The organism is Ruegeria sp. YTSC003 (assembly GCF_059609785.1).
Window position 1 is genome coordinate 144,095 of the sequence record NZ_JBXWMK010000010.1, and the last position, 16,306, is coordinate 160,400.

Below are 16,306 nucleotides of genomic sequence, written 5' to 3' on the forward strand. Positions count from 1 at the left end.
TCTATCGTTGGGTCTCAGGCGCCAGCAGAGCGCAAGGGGCAGAGTAACGAGCGTCATGTCGAAGACAGATACCATGACCAATCAGTGGACACGGTTTCAGAACCGTCTCTACGCGCGGCTCAGTCAGCGACGCAAAGCGGTCTCGGGGTTTGTTGGCGATCCGGAGCCACGCACGGTCGGCTCATTTGCGCGCGGGCGTCAGTTGGTCGCCGGAAATCTGCTGTTCGCAGGCTATCTGGTCGAAGCTCAGGATACCGAGCTGTGGGATGTGACCGCGCCCAGTACCGGGTTTGACAATGAACGCCACGGCTTTGCCTGGCTCGACGATCTGGCGGCTGTTGGCGATATGCGCGCGCGTGAAAAGGCCCAGCGGTGGGTCTGGGGCTGGATTAACGCGCATGGCCGCGGTCAGGGGCCGGGCTGGGCACCTGATCTGACCGGTCGACGCGTTATACGCTGGATCAACCATGCGATTTTCCTGTTGCGCGGCGCAGATGAACACCAAAGCAGGATGTTTTTTCGTTCGTTGGCCCAACAGACATGGTTTTTGTCCAAGCGCTGGAAGGCAGCGACTCCCGGTCTTCCCCGGTTTGAGGCGCTTGCCGGGCTGGTGCAGGCTGGTCTGGCGCTGGAGGGGTTGGAGCAAATGGCTGATCCTGCCCTTCGTGCTTTGGCACGCGAGTGTGACAGTCAGGTAGACGAACAGGGCAGTATCCCAACCCGCAACCCCGAAGAGCTGCTTGAGGTCTTTATGCTGCTTTCATGGACCTCGGCTGCGCTCAGCGCGTTGGGCCGGGGCACGCCCGGGGCGCAGGCAAGTGCCATCAAACGCATGGCCCCCACCTTGCGCAGCCTGCGCCATGCGGACGGGGCTTTGGCCCGGTTTCACGGCGGTGGGCGCGGTGTCGAAGGGCGTTTGGATCAGGCACTGGCGCAAAGCGGTGTCAGGCCACATCACACCACGGGGCTGTCCATGGGATTTGCCCGACTTTATGCGGCCAGAACCAGCGTGATTGTGGATGCCGCCACTCCACCCAAGGGGGCGGCGTCATACAACGCCCATGCTTCGACCCTCGCTTTCGAACTGACGTCGGGCCGCAGACCACTGGTGGTCAATTGCGGATCGGGCGAAAGCTTTGGGACGGAATGGCGGCGTGCGGGTCGGGCGACACCGTCGCATTCGACACTGTGCCTTGATGGGTATTCAAGCGCTCGGCTGGCGCCACCGACGCAGGGAGTCGAACGCGAGGCACTGGTGGATGCGCCGCATGAGGTTCCCATTGATTTCGAGGATGCCTTTGAAGGCACGCGATTCATGGCCGGGCATGACGGGTATACCAAGGTCTTCGGATTGACTCATGCGCGTACCTTTGAGCTGCGCTTTGATGGGCGTGAGCTGGCCTGCGAGGATATTCTGCTGACGGCCACCGACAAGGCGAAGCGCCAATTTGACAAGGCGATGGACGCCTCGGGCCTGAAGGGCATCGCCTTTGACATCCGGTTTCACCTGCATCCGGACGTGGATGCGGCACTGGATCTGGGGGGCGCTGCGGTGTCGATGGCGCTGAAAAGTGGTGAGATCTGGGTTTTTCGCCATGACGGCGTCGGAAAATTGTCTGTAGAACCAAGCGTTTATTTGGAAAACGGGCGTTTAAAACCACGCGCGACAAAACAGATCGTTCTATCTGGCCGCGCAATGGAGTATGCGACGCGCATCCGGTGGACGCTGAGCAAGGCCCAGGACACAGCCTATGCCGTGCGGGATATACACCGGGACGAGCCCGAGTTTGACTGACGCCAAAAGGACCTTTGACCCCATGACCGATCTTCACCCCGTGCGCCGCGCGTTGCTTTCCGTTTCCGACAAGACCGGGCTGATCGAGCTGGGAAAGGCACTGGCCGAGCGTGGGGTCGAATTGCTGTCTACCGGAGGTACAGCCAAGGCGCTGCGCGATGCAGGGCTTGCGGTTAAGGATGTCAGCGAGATTACCGGCTTCCCCGAGATGATGGATGGCCGCGTGAAAACGCTGCATCCGATGGTGCATGGCGGGCTGCTGGCCCTGCGCGACAATGACAGCCACGTGGCGGCGATGGACGAACATGGCATCGGCGCGATCGACCTGCTGGTGGTGAACCTCTATCCGTTCGAGGCCACGGTAGCCAAAGGTGCGGGTTACGACGAATGCATCGAAAACATCGATATCGGTGGCCCGGCGATGATCCGCGCGGCCTCGAAAAACCACGCTTTTGTGAATGTGGTTGTGGATGTTCAGGATTACGACCTGCTGCTGGCTGAGCTGGCGGCTAACGATGGGCAGACATCCTATGCGTTCCGTCAGAACCTGGCGCAGACGGCCTATGCTCGTACCGCTGCCTATGACGCGGCCGTGTCGAATTGGATGGCCGATGCGCTGGCCGCCGAGGCCCCGCGCCGTCGCGCTTTTGCCGGTGAGTTGAAACAGACCCTGCGCTATGGCGAAAACAGCCATCAGCAGGCAGCATTTTATACTGATGGCACCAACCGCCCCGGCGTCGCGACCGCCGTACAGCACCAGGGCAAGGAACTGAGCTACAACAACATCAACGACACGGACGCGGCATTCGAGCTGGTTGCCGAGTTCGATCCGCCGCAAGGCGCAGCCTGCGCGATCATCAAGCATGCCAACCCCTGCGGTGTTGCCAAGGGCGCGACATTGATCGAGGCCTATAAGGCCGCGTTTGATTGTGACCGCACTTCGGCCTTTGGCGGGATCATTGCGCTGAACCAGCCGCTGGATGCCGAAACCGCGCAGGAAATCACCGGAATTTTCACCGAAGTTGTGATCGCTCCGGGTGCGTCGGATGAGGCCAAGGCAATCTTTGCCGCCAAAAAGAACCTGCGTCTGCTGACAACCGATGGCCTGCCAGACGTGACCACAGGTGGCAAAACCGTCCGGCAGGTAGCCGGTGGCCTTCTGGTGCAGGATAAGGACAACGGATTTGTTGGCCTGGATGACCTGAAGGTCGTCACTAAGAAATCCCCGACCGAGGAACAGATGCGCGATCTTCTGTTTGCGTGGAAAGTGGCGAAACACGTCAAATCCAATGCCATCGTCTATGTCAAAGACGGAGCAACCGTGGGTGTGGGTGCCGGGCAGATGAGCCGCCTGGACTCGGCGATGATTGCAGCGAAGAAAGCCGAGCGCATGGCCGATGCTCTGGGCTTGGCCCAACCACTGACAATCGGGTCCGCCGTGGCGTCGGATGCGTTTTTCCCGTTCCCGGACGGTCTGATGGAAGCGGCCGAGGCCGGCGCGACCTGTGTTATCCAGCCCGGTGGCTCGATGCGCGATGACGAGGTGATCGCGGCCGCGGATGAGGCCGGTCTGGCCATGGTCTTTACCGGCATGCGCCACTTCCGCCACTGATGCGCTATCTTCTGCTTCTCTGGGCCGCACTGGCTGCGTTACTGATCGACCAGATCAGCAAGTATCTGGTCGTTCACGTGATGCGCGTAGCCGAAGGGAACATTGATGTCCTACCGCCGCTGCTGGTGTTCAAATACGGTGAGAATCGGGGCATCAATTTCGGCCTGTTTCAAGGCAATACCGATGCTGCCCGATGGGCGTTGATCGGTGTTTCCATGCTCATCGCTATCGGTGTGTTGATCTGGCTTATGCGCACAGCTCCGTCGAAACTGATGCTGGTTTGCGGCGGGTTGCTGATTGGCGGGGCGCTGGGCAACGTCGTGGATCGCCTGCTTTATGGTTATGTTCTGGACTTCCTGAACATGTCCTGTTGCGGCATCAACAACCCTTTCGTGTTCAACCTTGCTGATGTGTTCATTTTTGCAGGAGCGATTGGTCTGGTGCTGTTCGAAGGCAAAAAGGCCTCGTGACGTGCCATTTGAAATGCGATAAAAGCGCCTGAAACAGGCTGGAGACTCTGATGCGGCTGCCGCGTTCCATATTTGCTTTGACATTGGCCTTTGCGGCTGCGGGCTGTTCCGATATCGGATTGCGCCACTTGGAAGCGCCCGGGCAGGGGCCGGACGAATTCTCGGTCCTGCCTGTCAAACCACTGACTCAGCCCAAGGATTACAAGTTCCTGCCTGCGCCTACGCTGGGGGGGAATAACCTGACCGATCCGAACCCTAAGGCGGAAGCTGTCGTTGCCCTTGGCGGGAACGAATCTTCGCTGAACGCAAATACGGCCATCCCGTCCACGGACGCGGCCCTTGTGACGGCCTCCAGCCGGTATGGAGTTCCGGCGAATGCCCGGCAGGTTGTTGATGCCGAGGATGCAGAGTTCCGCAGAAAGCAGAGCCGCCTGACGCGCTTGCGCTTGTTCAACGTGGATCGTTATTCGCAAGTTTATCGCCGCGAAACGTTGAACCCCGACCGTCAGAATGAGGCTGCACGCCAAGCCGGGATCGAAACACCATCGGCGCCACCGGTAGATGAATAATCTTTAACTTTTCGTCATTAGCCTTGAACCCGCGCGGCGCAACCGTAGTTTGAACAGCATAAATCAAACGGAGGACGCCCTATGGTTCGGGCCCTGGCACTGTTGGCTGCCCTGATCGCCGCAACACCTCTTGCCGCAAGCGAGGGGCACGAGGCCGTGACTACATTTACGCTGGACAACGGCATGGATGTCGTCGTGATCGAAGACCACCGCGCGCCTGTTGTGCAGCATATGGTGTGGTATCGCGCCGGGTCGGCGGATGAACCCGTAGGATCATCGGGTGTGGCGCATTTCCTTGAGCATCTGCTGTTCAAAGGCACTGACACTTTGGCCCCGGGCGAATTTTCCGCCACCGTTGCGGCCAATGGCGGCACCGACAACGCCTTCACATCATATGACTACACCGCTTATTTCCAACGCGTCGCTGCTGACCGGCTGGAATTGATGATGCGGATGGAGGCGGACCGGATGCGCAATATCCGCCTGAGCGAAGATGATATTGTCACTGAACGCGACGTGATCCTTGAGGAACGCAACCAGCGCACCGACAACAGCCCGCGTGCGCTGTTCGGTGAACAGATGAGCGCGTCGCAGTACCTCAACCATCGCTACGGCGTGCCAATCATCGGCTGGCGCCACGAGATGGAGACGTTGGACATGGAGGACGCGCTGTCCTTCTACCAGACCCATTATGCGCCCAATAACGCCATTCTGGTCGTCACCGGTGATGTCGAACCAGACGAGGTCAAATCGCTGGCCGAGCAATATTACGGTGTGATCCCCGCCAACCCTGACTTACCCGAACGGGTCCGGTCACAGGAACCGCCGCAAACGGCAGAACGCCGTCTTACTTACAAGGATGCGCGCGTGTCGCAGCCTTATGTTCAGCGTAGTTATCTGGCCCCCGAACGTGATCCGGGCGAACAGGAGAAGGCAGCTGCTCTGTTTCTGTTGGCAGAACTGTTGGGTGGAAGCACGACATCCTACCTGAACGAAAAGCTGCAGTTCGAGCAGCAGAAGGTTGTCTACACCGGGGCGTTCTACCGGGGTGTCTCGCTGGATGATACGACCTTTGACCTTCTGGTTGTTCCAGCCGCCAGTGTATCTTTGCAAGAGGCCGAGGATGCAATGGATCAGGCGGTTGCCGACTTCATCGCTGAGGGTGTGAATGAAGAAGACCTTGACCGGATCAAGATGCAGCTGCGGGCTTCGCAGACCTATGCGCGCGACAATGTGGATGGGATTGGCAACCGCTATGGTCGCGCTCTGACCAGTGGTCTGACGGTCGAGGATGTGCAGGCCTGGCCCGATATTCTGCAGGCTGTCACCGGGGAAGAGATTATCGCCGCCGCGCGCGAGGTGATACAGCCGGAAACATCGGTCACCGGCTGGTTGATGCGCGATGATGAGGTGACGCAATGAAACGGATATTCGCAACCCTGATCGCGTTCGTTGTTGCTCTGCCCGCGTGGGCCGATATCGAGATCGAAGAGGTTACTTCTCCGGGTGGTATCACCGCATGGCTAGTCGAGGATCACTCAATCCCCTTCACCGCGCTGGAGCTGCGTTTTCGCGGCGGCACATCGCTGGATGACGCGGGCAAACGCGGTGCGGTCTACCTGATGAGCGGCCTGATTGAGGAAGGCGCAGGCGACATGGATGCCCGCACCTATGCGCGTGAACTGGAATCGCTGGCGGCCTCGTTCCGGTACAATGCAACTGATGACACGGTGTCGATCACCGCGCAGTTCCTGACTGAAAACCGGGACGATGTGTTCGACCTGCTTCGCACCACAATTCACGAACCCCGCTTTGATCAGGATGCGGTGGACCGGGTAAAGGCGCAGGTGCTGTCCGGCCTCAAATCCGATCAAACCGACCCGAATGACATTGCGGGTCGTAACTTTGCGCGCATGGCCTATGGCGATCATCCCTATGGCACAGAAGGCAAAGGCACGATCGAAAGTGTGACAGCCCTGACGCGCGAAGACGTGGTCACAGCGTATCAGTATGTCTTTGCCAAAGACCGGATGTATATAGGCGCGGTGGGTGACATCACCCCCGAAGAATTGGGCGCGTTGCTGGATAAACTGCTGGCCGACCTACCGGAAACAGGCAAGCCGATCCCTGAACGTGCCGATGTGTCCATTCCTGGTGGCGTGAGCGTGGTCGAGTTCGACACGCCGCAATCTGTGGCCCTGTTCGGACATGCGGGCATTGACCGCGATGATCCCGATTTCTTTGCCGCCTTTATCCTGAACCACATCCTTGGCGGGGGCGGGTTTGAAAGCCGCCTGATGCAGGAGGTAAGAGAGAAGCGCGGCTTGACCTATGGCGTCGGCACTTACCTGGTGCCCAAGGATCTGGCCTCGGTCTATCTGGGATCCGTTTCATCCAGCAATGATCGCATTGCCGAAGCGGTCGAAGTGATCCGCGCCGAGTGGGCACGGGCCGCGTCCGAAGGTGTGACCCAGAAAGAACTGGACGATGCCAAAACCTACCTGACGGGCGCTTACCCGCTGAGGTTTGATGGGAATGGCCAGATTGCGGGGATCATGGTCGGGATGCAGATGGAAGACCTGCCCATCGACTATATCGCCACCCGCAACGACAAGGTGAATGCGATCACGCTGGAAGAGATCAACCGGGTCGCCAGCGAATTGCTGGACCCTGATGGGCTCCACTTCACCATTGTCGGCAAGCCCGAGGGTCTGGACGGCTAAACCCGTTCAGGCCGCGACGGGCTGTTTCTGTGCCCGAATCGTATGCTTGTTGCTGCTCAGAAGCTTTTGCCGCGCGTGCCTGAAATGTGCGGCTTTAAGCGCGTCGTCGATATGCCGGTTGCGGCGTAGCAGGCGGGACAGACGGAAATTGTCGAACACCAAGCAAGTTGTCGGCTCTGAGGCGATAACGGTGGCCGTTGCGGGTAGGCCAAGGCCGAATGTCAGCTCTCCTAGTGTCTCGTCCGAGCCGCAAATATTGATGACCTGACCATTTTGCAGGATGGTTGTTCGCCCGCTCAGGACATAGCCAAGGAAATCTGTTGTTTTGGCTTCTTCGATCAGAATGTCGCCTTTGGCGAACTCCTGAACCGATGCAGTGTTCAATAGCTTTCGGGCGTGATGCGGTTTCAGTGACCCAAGATGATGCAAGATGAACTGGCGCTCGGCTGCGGAAAAGCGAATGAGATGCCGCGACAGGTATCCGCGCAGCAATCCGATGACCGAGATCGCGATATAGGCCAACTGTATGATCGAACCGGCAAGATTGAATTCTTCAACCATGCTGATCAGAACGCAGCTTGCAGCAACGATAACCAGAATCGGGTAGAGCACGCCATTGCCGCGGACTATGCCGATTTGCAGTAAAAAGTAGTTCAGAATGTAAAGGCCAGCCCCGGCGACGCCGACCATCGTGGCCAGTTCGACAAACTCAAATGGACTATTCAGCATGTAAGGACCCACCCTCGCAATGAATGGGTCTTACCCTGTGCCAATTGCGTGAAGCCGTAAATGAACAACCTCACAGGTTAATGGGTCTTATGAGCGTGCTTTCGCCTGCGCGCGCAACATTTGCCCCATCATCTGGCCGAACTTGCCCGAACCACGCTGGTACAGCGCGCCGTCTACGGCCAATACCGTGCCGCTGATATAACTGGCCAGGTCGGAGCTTAGGAACATACAGGCATTCGCGACGTCCTGCGGTTGACCCCAACGGCCCAGGGGGACGTCCTTACGCAGCGCTTCTCCGGCATCTGGCGTAGGGGCCAAACGTTTGGCCCCTTCGGTACCCTCGATAAAGCCCGGCACGACCGAGTTCACACGGATACCCTCGACGCCCCATTCCATCGACAGGGTGCGGGTGATCTGATCCACGCCTGCCTTGGCGGCACAGACATGGGCTTGGCCTTCGTAAGGCAGGTAGGATTGCGGGGCCGAAATGTTGATGATGCTGGCACCCGGACGCTTGAGGAAAGGATAGGCCCCCTTCATCACGTGGATCGTGCCCATCAGGTCGATATCGATCACGGTCTTGAACGCATTGACTGACATTTCGGCCGCCAATGCCGGGAAGTTGCCCGCCGCGCCCGATACCAGCACGTCGAAGTCACCGAACGCGTCGTGGAACTGTTTCAGCCCGTCTGCCACGGCCTCTGGGTCGCGTACGTCAAAGGCCGCGCCGATGGCGTCTTGTGCCCCTGCAGCTTTCAGCGCAGCAACGGTGTCATCGACCTTTTCCTGCGACCGGCTGGCGACCGCCAATTTGGCACCCGAGGCCGCAAAGGCCTCGGCAATGCCGCGATTGATACCGCTGGTTCCGCCGATGACGACGACGGTTTTTCCTGAAAAGTCCATGTAGGCCTCCCTTGGCGGGGAGCCCTACTCTCCGTAGGGCACCCAGATGTTTTTGACTTCGGTCGCAGCCTGCAGGAAGCGGCGGGAATGGTCCACGCCCCAATCGATTGCCGTCGCGTTATTCACCCAGGTCCGTTTCAGGTTCCCGGCCGAGACGACCTCGATCTCTTTTGAAAGATCGGTGGACGAGAAGGACCAGACTGCATCGACGTTCAGGTGCGAGGCCAGCGGTTTCGCCAATTCCGCATGGCTGCCGGTCAGGATGTTGACCACGCCAGCGGGGACGTCCGACGTCTCGAGAATCTGGTAGAAATCAGTCGCTGCCAGCGGGTAGGGCTCCGAAGCCACCAGGACTGTCCGGTTCCCCATCGCAATCGCCGGGGCCATGGCCGAGACCAGACCCAACAGAGGTGCCTCATCCGCGCACAGCGCGCCGATGACACCCACGGATTCCTTCATGGCAATCGCCACGCCACGGATCGGAACGCCGTGCACCTGACCGTCGTACTTGTCGGCCCAGGCTGCGGCTGTGAACAGACGCTGGATTGAAGCCTCGACCTCTTTCGCGCCGTCCTTCTTGCCGGTCATTGCGTCGATGCGCGCGGCGAATTCATCGGCACGGGCCGAGAGGTTTTCGCCGATGTAATACAGGATCTGTGCCCGCAGATGGCCGGTGGTCTTGGACCATCCATTGGCCCCTGCCGCAGCTTCAACTGCATTGCGGACGTCCTTGCGATTGGCGAGGCCCACGTGGCCCAACAGCCCGGATTTACCCCAGACGGGTTTCGAATAGCCGCTATCAGGCCGCGCCTGCTTGCCTCCGACATACATCTTGGCGGTACGGTCAATCGGATCGACCGGAGCGCCTTCGCCGGTCCCCGCTTCGACCTTCGCCAATGGCTTAGCTTTGCCTTTGGGCTTGGTGTACGCGGTCAAACCTTCCCAGCCGCCTTCACGGCCAAAGCCGCTTTCGCGCACGCCACCGAATCCGGCTGCCGCGTCGAACAGGTTGGTGGCATTCACCCAAACCACGCCCGCGACCAACTTAGGTGCGATATCCAGCGCCAGGTTCACATTCTCGGTCCAGACCGTCGCGGCCAGCCCGTAACGGGTGTTGTTGGCCAGTTCGACCGCCTCTTCCGGTGTACGGAAGGTTGAGGACACCAGCACGGGGCCAAAGATCTCTTCCTGCATTAGCGGGTCGGAAGTTTCGAGGCCCGAGATCAGCGTCGGGGGGTAATAACACCCGTTCGCCGGCAGATCGCACGCGGCTTGGTGCACGTGACCAGCGGTGTTGCTTTCGACCATGCTTTTGATGGTTTGCAGTTGGACCGGGTCTACAACCGCGCCCACATCAATGCATTTATCCAGCGGATCGCCGATGCGCAGCTTGTCCATCCGTGCGCGCAACTTGTCATGGAAACGATCAGCGATGCCTTCCTGCACCAACAGGCGTGAGCCGGCACAGCAGACCTGCCCCTGATTGAACCAGATCGCGTCGACCAGACCTTCGATGGCACTGTCGATATCGGCATCATCAAAGACGACGTAGGCCGACTTGCCGCCCAGCTCCAATGTCAGTTCCTTGCCGGAACCCGCGGTTGCTTCACGGATGCGGCGGCCCACAACTGTCGAGCCGGTAAAGGCGATCTTGTCCACATCCGCGTTCACGATCATCTCGCCCACTGCGCCGTCACCAGTGACGATGTTGACCACGCCATTGGGCAGCCCGGCCTGCGTGCAAATGTCAGCAAACAAAAGTGCGGTCAGCGAAGTGTACTCGGCTGGTTTCAGAACCACGGTGTTGCCCATCGCAAGTGCCGGGGCAATCTTCCACGCCAGCATCAGCAAGGGGAAGTTCCACGGGATGATCTGCCCGCAGACACCCAACGCCTCGGCATCGGGCAGTTCGCTTTCCATCAGCTGCGCCATGCCCGCGTGATAGTAAAAATGCCGCTGCGCCAGCGGGATGTCGATATCACGTGACTCCCGGATCGGTTTGCCGTTGTCGAGGCTTTCCAGCACGGCAAACAAACGCGAATGCTTCTGCAACAGGCGCGCGATGGCATAGAGGTACCTAGCGCGGCCTGCGCCGCCCTGCTTCTCCCATTTCGGCTGCGCTTTACGTGCGGCAGTAACGGCGGCATCCACATCGGCTTGTTTCGCCTGTGTCAGCTTAGCCAGCACCTCTCCGGTCGCTGGGTTGCGGCTCTCAAACCCCTTACCCGGCTTGGTAAAGGCACCGTCGATGTAGTGACCGAACTTGTCGCCCTGATCGACTAGCCAGGCCAGCGCTTCAGCCGCGCTTTCGGGGGCGGGGCCATAGTCCATGGTTTCGAAAATCTCTTTGACTGTCATTGTTCTTGTCCTCAGCCCATAGAGTGACGGTAACCGGCGGAATACGCGCCCGTTACATAATGTTCCAATTGCCGTTCGATATCGCCCAGCAGCGATGACGCGCCAAAGCGGAACAGGTCAGGTTCCAGCCAGCGGTCGCCCAGTTCGTCCTTGATCAGCGACAGATAAACCAGCGCGTCCTTGGCTTTCGAGATGCCGCCTGCCGGTTTATAGCCGACCCGGTATCCGGTTCGGTCATAATAGTCGCGGATCGCGCGGATCATGACCAGCGAAACAGGCAAGGTGGCGTTGACGCTTTCCTTGCCGGTTGAAGTCTTGATGAAATCCGCCCCGGCCATCATGCAGACCAGCGAGGCGCGCGCGACGTTGCGCAGGCTGCCCAGCTCTCCGGTGGCGAGGATGGCTTTGACATGCGCATCGCCGCAGGCGACGCGGAAGGCCTTCATCTCGTCATACAAAGCTTGCCAGTCGCCAGACAGGACGTGACGGCGCGAGATCACGATGTCAATTTCCTCGGCACCGGCCTTCACGCTTTCTTCGATCTCGGCCACGCGCAGATGGAATGGCGACAAACCTGCCGGGAAGCCGGTGGAAACCGCAGCAACAGGGATGCCGGTGCCATGCAGAGCGTCCACGGCGGTTTCGATCATGTCGTGATAGACGCAAACGGCCCCGGTTGTGATAGGCGGCATATCCAGCGCTTTCAGAACCGAAGGTGCAACGGGTTGCCGTGCCTTGGCACACAGACGGCGCACACGTCCGACCGTGTCGTCACCCGACAGGGTGGTCAGGTCGATCATCGTGATCGCCTTCAGCAGCCATGCGGCCTGATACTCTTTTTTGACAGACCGACGACCAGGCAGGGTCGCGGCGCGGCGTTCAATGGCCGAAGTATTGACCTGCACGGCGCGTACCCAGTCCAGATCCAATTCCATTCCAGGGTTTCTGGGCTCGGTCACTTGCGGCAGATGCGCGGTGCGCACGGGGCTTTCTGAGCTCTGCGTTTCCATCTTCACATCCTTTGGGAGGTTTGCGCCAAATTCGCACGGCTTGGCGCTAATTGGAAGGCATAGCGGCCTTCCGAGTGCAATTTTTTTGACCAAATGGACAAATTTGAGGTTTTCTTGCGAATAATTCGCAATAGCGTTGACTTAGTTGCGAATGGTTCGCATATTCATTCTCAAGAGGATACCTAAATGGGGTCAGAAATGATTCGTCGTAGTTTTCTTGCGGCTTTGGCTTTTGCCGCCGCTTTGCCGGTCGTGGCATGGGCCGAGGCACCGCTAAAGGTTGTTGCCACCACAGGCATGATCGCTGATGCGGCGCGTCAGATTGGTGGTGATCAGGTTGAGGTCAAGGGCTTGATGGGGCCGGGCGTCGACCCGCATGCTTACCGTCAGACCCGCAGCGACATCGTGGCAATGACCCGTGCGGATTTGATCCTGTGGCACGGTCTTTACCTTGAGGCGCAGATGGAAGACTTCTTCCATGATCTCGGACGTAAACGTCCGGTCGTGGCCGTGGCCGAAGGTGTCGATAAGTCCAAACTGCGCGCGCATGACGACTATGCCGATAAGTATGACCCGCATGTATGGATGAGCCCGGCCGTTTGGCGCGATGTGGTGGTCGAGGTTCAAGAAGCCCTGACAGAAGCCCATCCCGAGGCTGCTGATTTTTTCGCCGCGAACGCGCAGACACATCTGGCCGAGATTGATCAGTTGGAAGCCTACGGCAAACAAGTGCTGGCCGACGTACCGGAAAACAACCGTGTGCTTGTAACGGCGCATGACGCCTTTGGCTATTTCGGTGAGGAATACGGCTATGAGGTGCTTGGTATACAGGGCATCTCGACCCAGTCTGAGGCTGGTCTGAACCGGATCGGTGAACTGGTCGATACCTTGGTAGATCAGCAGCTGACGGCGGTGTTTGTCGAAAGCTCGGTTTCTGATCGGTCCATGCGCGCGCTGATCGAAGGTGCTGCGGCCAAAGGTCATGATGTTGGCATCGGCGGAGAGCTGTATTCCGACGCAATGGGTGAACCGGGCACCTATGAAGGCACGTATATCGGGATGCTGGATCACAACATCTCTGTGATTGCCGGAGCGCTGGGCGCAGACGTGCCCGAACGCGGCATGAACGGCAAACTGTCGGCGGGGTCTTGAACGATGCTGTCGCTGGCTGCGCATCAGGGTGCTTCGGTTGCTGAAAAAATTACAAAGGACTGCCCGCTGGCCATTCGCGGCCTGACTGTCTCATACGGTCAGAAACCTGCCGTGTTTTCGGTGGATATGACCGTGCAACCCGGCGCGATGACGGCGATCATCGGACCAAACGGGGCGGGGAAGTCTACGCTTCTGAAGGCGGCGCTGAGCATCGTTTCGCCCCTGTCCGGGCAGGTGTCCGTCTTTGGTGAACCGCTGGAGAAACAGCGTGCAAGAATTGCCTATGTGCCGCAACGCGCAAGCGTCGACTGGGATTTTCCGACGCGCGTGATTGATGTTGTGTTGATGGGTCTGTCCCGCGAGCTGGGCTTGCTGGGTCGTGTCCGTGCCCGGCATATGTCCCGGGCCATGGACTGTCTTAACCGGGTCGGGATGCGCGATTTTGCCGATCGTCAGATTGGTCAATTGTCCGGCGGCCAGCAACAGCGCGTTTTTCTTGCCCGTGCTCTGGCGCAGGATGCTGATCTTTACCTGTTGGATGAACCATTCGCAGGTGTCGATGCAGCGACGGAAAAAGCAATCATCGCAGTGCTGAAGTCGCTGAAAGAAGCGGGCAAAACCGTCGTAGTCGTGCATCACGATCTGGCCACCGTGACTGATTATTTCGACCATGTATTCCTGATCAATACCCGCAAAGTGGCTGAGGGAACTGTGGCCGAGGCCTTTACCGCAGAAACCCTGCAATCGGCGTATGGCGGCCGTCTGGCCACAGCCCAGATCGACCAGATTTCACGCGCATTGGGGTAAATCATGCTTTGGGATGCTTTGACCCTTCAGCTGGGCTATAACGCCACGCTGGTCGCGATTGGTGCGACCTTGCTGGGTATATCCGCTGGAGTGACTGGCACGTTTCTTTTCCTGCGCAAACGCGCGCTGGTCAGCGACGCAATCAGCCACGCGACTCTGCCCGGCGTCTGTCTTGGGTTCATGGTTTTGGTCGCCTTTGGCGGCGATGGGCGCAACCTGATCGGTCTACTGGCCGGATCGGCGGTGTCGGCCTGGGTCGGTTTGCTTTGCATGAACTGGCTGACTCGCCACACACGACTAGCCGAGGATGCCGCCATTGGTGCCATCCTGTCGGTGTTCTTCGGCCTTGGCATCGTGCTGTTGACCGTGATCCAGACCATGGGCGTCGGTCGTCAGGCCGGGCTGGAAGGGTTCCTGCTGGGCTCAACCGCAGGGATGTTGTGGGCCGATGCGCTGGTCATCGCAATCGGTGGGGCAGCGACGCTGTTGCTGGTCATGATCATCCGCCGACCTATGACCATGGTGGCTTTCGACCCGGAATACGCTGCCGCCAGGGGCCTGCCGGTGCACCGGATTGATCTGGCGATGATGGGGCTGGTCATGGCAGTTACTGTGGTGGGCCTGAAAATTGTCGGGCTAATCCTGATTGTGGCGCTGTTGATCATCCCGCCCGTCACGGCGCGGTTCTGGACGGACCGCTCGGACCGCGTGGTGCTGCTGGCTGGCCTGGCCGGAGGGTTGGCGGGCTATCTGGGGGCGGCGCTGTCGGCCTCGGCCCCCAATCTGCCCACCGGCCCAATTATTGTTCTGGTCAGCTTCGGCTTTTTCGCCCTGTCCCTGTTGCTTGCGCCGGTCCGTGGTGTTCTGGCAGCGGTTCTGCGGCACCTTCGGTTCCAGCGCCGGGTTCACATTCGGCAAGGTCTGCTGGCACTGGCGCAAGGGCAAAAGATCTATGAGCCGCTGACCTTGCGTCTCTTGCGGCGTGCCGGTTTGGCGCGGGCGGATGGCGTGGCCACCGAAACAGGCAAGGCGCGCGCGGCCAAGGCGTTGCGCGATGAAAGGCGCTGGGAAATCGTCAGGGCTGATCAGATGCATGAGGCAACGGCAGCGCTGTACGACGGGTTGCGCGATATCGAAACCGTCCTGACCCAAGATCAGATCGCCGAGATCGACCGCCAGATCGGCGGCCCGCAGGAGGTTCCGGCATGAACGGCGAAGAATTCGTACCCCTATCTTTGACTCCATTGCTGATCGGCACGTTTGCCGCCATCGCCTGTGCTTTGCCCGGGAATTTTCTGGTCCTGCGCAAACAGGCCTTGATCGGGGATGCGATCAGCCATGTGGTGCTGCCGGGTATTGTTGTGGCCTTTCTGCTGACCGGAACGATTTCAACCTGGCCAATGATGCTGGGCGCCGCGGGCGCGGCGGTGGTGGCCGTGGTTCTGATCGAAGCCGTCAGGCGGCTGGGGCAGATCGAGGCGGGTGCCGCGATGGGGGTGGTTTTCACTACGATGTTTGCTGCTGGTGTGCTGCTGCTCGAACAAACCGATACTTCGACTGTGCACCTGGATGTTGAACATGCGCTTTATGGCAATCTGGAAAGCCTGATCTGGTTGGACGCTGTGGGCTGGTCTTCGGTGTTGGATCCTGTGGCGCTGGCGGGGTTGCCGCCGGAATTGCCTCGGATTGCGCTGACTTTGCTGGCGGTATCTGTCTTTGTATGGCTGTTCTGGCGGCCGCTGAAGATTTCCACCTTTGACGAAGGGTTTGCGCGTACCATTGGTGTTCGGACCGGAGTTCTGGGTATGGCTTTGGTGATCACGGCAGCTATTGCCGCCGTGGCGGCATTTGACGCCGTGGGTTCGATCATTGTGATTGCCATGTTCATTTGCCCACCCGCAGCGGCGCGCATGATGACCAACCGGCTGGAAACCCAGATCGCATGGAGCATCGTCTTTGCCATCCTGTCGGCCGTCTCCGGGTATGTGCTGGCCGGATATGGTCCGCTCTGGCTGGGGGCGGCGGACGCGGTCAGTGCTGCGGGCATGATCGCAACAATGTCCGGCCTGATCCTTGCGCTTACGGCTTTGTGGGGGCCGTGCCGGACCCGGGCGGGTGCACCCGGAACCGCGTGACCCGGCATTTTCTCGCCGCTGGGTCCTGCGTGGTATCGGCCAA

The 16,306-nt window shown here is 59.5% G+C and carries 14 protein-coding genes; 10 read left to right on the forward strand and 4 right to left on the reverse strand.

Translation table 11 applies throughout. The annotated features are described in order from the left end of the window. The first annotated feature begins 55 nt into the window (after positions 1-55). The 6 genes from AC2FFH_RS17930 (at position 56) to AC2FFH_RS17955 (ending at position 7,169) form a co-directional block, all read left to right on the forward strand. Complete coding sequence (locus tag AC2FFH_RS17930) at positions 56-1,795, forward strand: heparinase II/III family protein (protein ID WP_496844997.1); 1,740 nt, start codon at positions 56-58, stop codon at positions 1,793-1,795. A 22-nt stretch (positions 1,796-1,817) separates the two neighbouring features. Continuing rightward, positions 1,818-3,407 carry a bifunctional phosphoribosylaminoimidazolecarboxamide formyltransferase/IMP cyclohydrolase gene (purH, locus tag AC2FFH_RS17935; protein WP_496844998.1) on the forward strand — a complete coding sequence of 530 codons (1,590 nt, stop codon included), beginning with the start codon at positions 1,818-1,820 and terminating at the stop codon, positions 3,405-3,407. Further along, complete coding sequence (gene lspA, locus AC2FFH_RS17940; RefSeq protein WP_496726341.1) at positions 3,407-3,877, forward strand: signal peptidase II; 471 nt, start codon at positions 3,407-3,409, stop codon at positions 3,875-3,877. The genes purH and lspA overlap by 1 nt, the downstream gene beginning before the upstream one ends. A gap of 50 nt (positions 3,878-3,927) precedes the next feature. Continuing rightward, on the forward strand, positions 3,928-4,446 hold the full coding sequence (locus AC2FFH_RS17945) for a DUF3035 domain-containing protein (protein WP_496705650.1): 519 nt from the start codon (positions 3,928-3,930) through the stop codon (positions 4,444-4,446). An 81-nt stretch (positions 4,447-4,527) separates the two neighbouring features. Continuing rightward, positions 4,528-5,868: a M16 family metallopeptidase gene (locus AC2FFH_RS17950; protein ID WP_496777356.1), complete on the forward strand. Its 1,341-nt coding sequence runs from the start codon at positions 4,528-4,530 to the stop codon at positions 5,866-5,868. Next, entirely contained in the window at positions 5,865-7,169 is a 1,305-nt protein-coding gene (locus AC2FFH_RS17955; protein ID WP_496765409.1) for a M16 family metallopeptidase, read from the forward strand. Before AC2FFH_RS17950 ends, AC2FFH_RS17955 begins: the two co-directional genes overlap by 4 nt. A gap of 6 nt (positions 7,170-7,175) precedes the next feature. Here the strand turns inward: AC2FFH_RS17955 and AC2FFH_RS17960 are convergent, their stop codons facing one another. The 4 genes from AC2FFH_RS17960 to deoC form a co-directional block, all read right to left on the reverse strand. Next, positions 7,176-7,898 (reverse strand): cyclic nucleotide-binding domain-containing protein, encoded by a 723-nt coding sequence (locus AC2FFH_RS17960; RefSeq protein WP_496845001.1) that lies wholly within the window; start codon positions 7,896-7,898, stop codon positions 7,176-7,178. An 87-nt stretch (positions 7,899-7,985) separates the two neighbouring features. Then, positions 7,986-8,801 (reverse strand): SDR family oxidoreductase, encoded by an 816-nt coding sequence (locus AC2FFH_RS17965; RefSeq protein WP_496845003.1) that lies wholly within the window; start codon positions 8,799-8,801, stop codon positions 7,986-7,988. A gap of 24 nt (positions 8,802-8,825) precedes the next feature. Further along, positions 8,826-11,159: an aldehyde dehydrogenase family protein gene (locus tag AC2FFH_RS17970; protein ID WP_496845005.1), complete on the reverse strand. Its 2,334-nt coding sequence runs from the start codon at positions 11,157-11,159 to the stop codon at positions 8,826-8,828. A gap of 11 nt (positions 11,160-11,170) precedes the next feature. Next, a complete protein-coding gene (gene deoC / locus AC2FFH_RS17975; protein ID WP_496845006.1) occupies positions 11,171-12,169 on the reverse strand; it encodes a deoxyribose-phosphate aldolase in 999 nt (332 codons plus the stop codon). A gap of 198 nt (positions 12,170-12,367) precedes the next feature. Between deoC and AC2FFH_RS17980 the strand changes: the two genes are divergently transcribed. From AC2FFH_RS17980 to AC2FFH_RS17995, 4 genes are read left to right on the forward strand one after another with little or no spacing between them, the layout of a single operon-like run. After that, positions 12,368-13,321: a metal ABC transporter solute-binding protein, Zn/Mn family gene (locus tag AC2FFH_RS17980; protein ID WP_496845027.1), complete on the forward strand. Its 954-nt coding sequence runs from the start codon at positions 12,368-12,370 to the stop codon at positions 13,319-13,321. Between the two features lie 3 nt (positions 13,322-13,324). Further along, entirely contained in the window at positions 13,325-14,128 is an 804-nt protein-coding gene (locus tag AC2FFH_RS17985) for a metal ABC transporter ATP-binding protein (RefSeq protein ID WP_496845008.1), read from the forward strand. A 3-nt stretch (positions 14,129-14,131) separates the two neighbouring features. After that, positions 14,132-15,337 (forward strand): metal ABC transporter permease, encoded by a 1,206-nt coding sequence (locus tag AC2FFH_RS17990; protein WP_496845009.1) that lies wholly within the window; start codon positions 14,132-14,134, stop codon positions 15,335-15,337. Further along, positions 15,334-16,263: a metal ABC transporter permease gene (locus AC2FFH_RS17995; protein WP_496845011.1), complete on the forward strand. Its 930-nt coding sequence runs from the start codon at positions 15,334-15,336 to the stop codon at positions 16,261-16,263. Before AC2FFH_RS17990 ends, AC2FFH_RS17995 begins: the two co-directional genes overlap by 4 nt. Positions 16,264-16,306 lie beyond the last annotated feature (43 nt).

Coding starts and splice junctions, on each gene's coding strand:
- AC2FFH_RS17995 (WP_496845011.1), top strand. CDS start 15,334: ATGAACGGCGAAGAATTCGTACCCCTATCTTTGACTCCATTGCTGATC.
- AC2FFH_RS17950 (WP_496777356.1), top strand. CDS start 4,528: ATGGTTCGGGCCCTGGCACTGTTGGCTGCCCTGATCGCCGCAACACCT.
- AC2FFH_RS17955 (WP_496765409.1), top strand. CDS start 5,865: ATGAAACGGATATTCGCAACCCTGATCGCGTTCGTTGTTGCTCTGCCC.
- AC2FFH_RS17930 (WP_496844997.1), top strand. CDS start 56: ATGTCGAAGACAGATACCATGACCAATCAGTGGACACGGTTTCAGAAC.
- AC2FFH_RS17990 (WP_496845009.1), top strand. CDS start 14,132: ATGCTTTGGGATGCTTTGACCCTTCAGCTGGGCTATAACGCCACGCTG.
- AC2FFH_RS17970 (WP_496845005.1), bottom strand. CDS start 11,159: ATGACAGTCAAAGAGATTTTCGAAACCATGGACTATGGCCCCGCCCCC.
- purH (WP_496844998.1), top strand. CDS start 1,818: ATGACCGATCTTCACCCCGTGCGCCGCGCGTTGCTTTCCGTTTCCGAC.
- AC2FFH_RS17980 (WP_496845027.1), top strand. CDS start 12,368: ATGATTCGTCGTAGTTTTCTTGCGGCTTTGGCTTTTGCCGCCGCTTTG.
- deoC (WP_496845006.1), bottom strand. CDS start 12,169: ATGGAAACGCAGAGCTCAGAAAGCCCCGTGCGCACCGCGCATCTGCCG.
- AC2FFH_RS17985 (WP_496845008.1), top strand. CDS start 13,325: ATGCTGTCGCTGGCTGCGCATCAGGGTGCTTCGGTTGCTGAAAAAATT.
- AC2FFH_RS17965 (WP_496845003.1), bottom strand. CDS start 8,801: ATGGACTTTTCAGGAAAAACCGTCGTCGTCATCGGCGGAACCAGCGGT.
- AC2FFH_RS17945 (WP_496705650.1), top strand. CDS start 3,928: ATGCGGCTGCCGCGTTCCATATTTGCTTTGACATTGGCCTTTGCGGCT.
- AC2FFH_RS17960 (WP_496845001.1), bottom strand. CDS start 7,898: ATGCTGAATAGTCCATTTGAGTTTGTCGAACTGGCCACGATGGTCGGC.
- lspA (WP_496726341.1), top strand. CDS start 3,407: ATGCGCTATCTTCTGCTTCTCTGGGCCGCACTGGCTGCGTTACTGATC.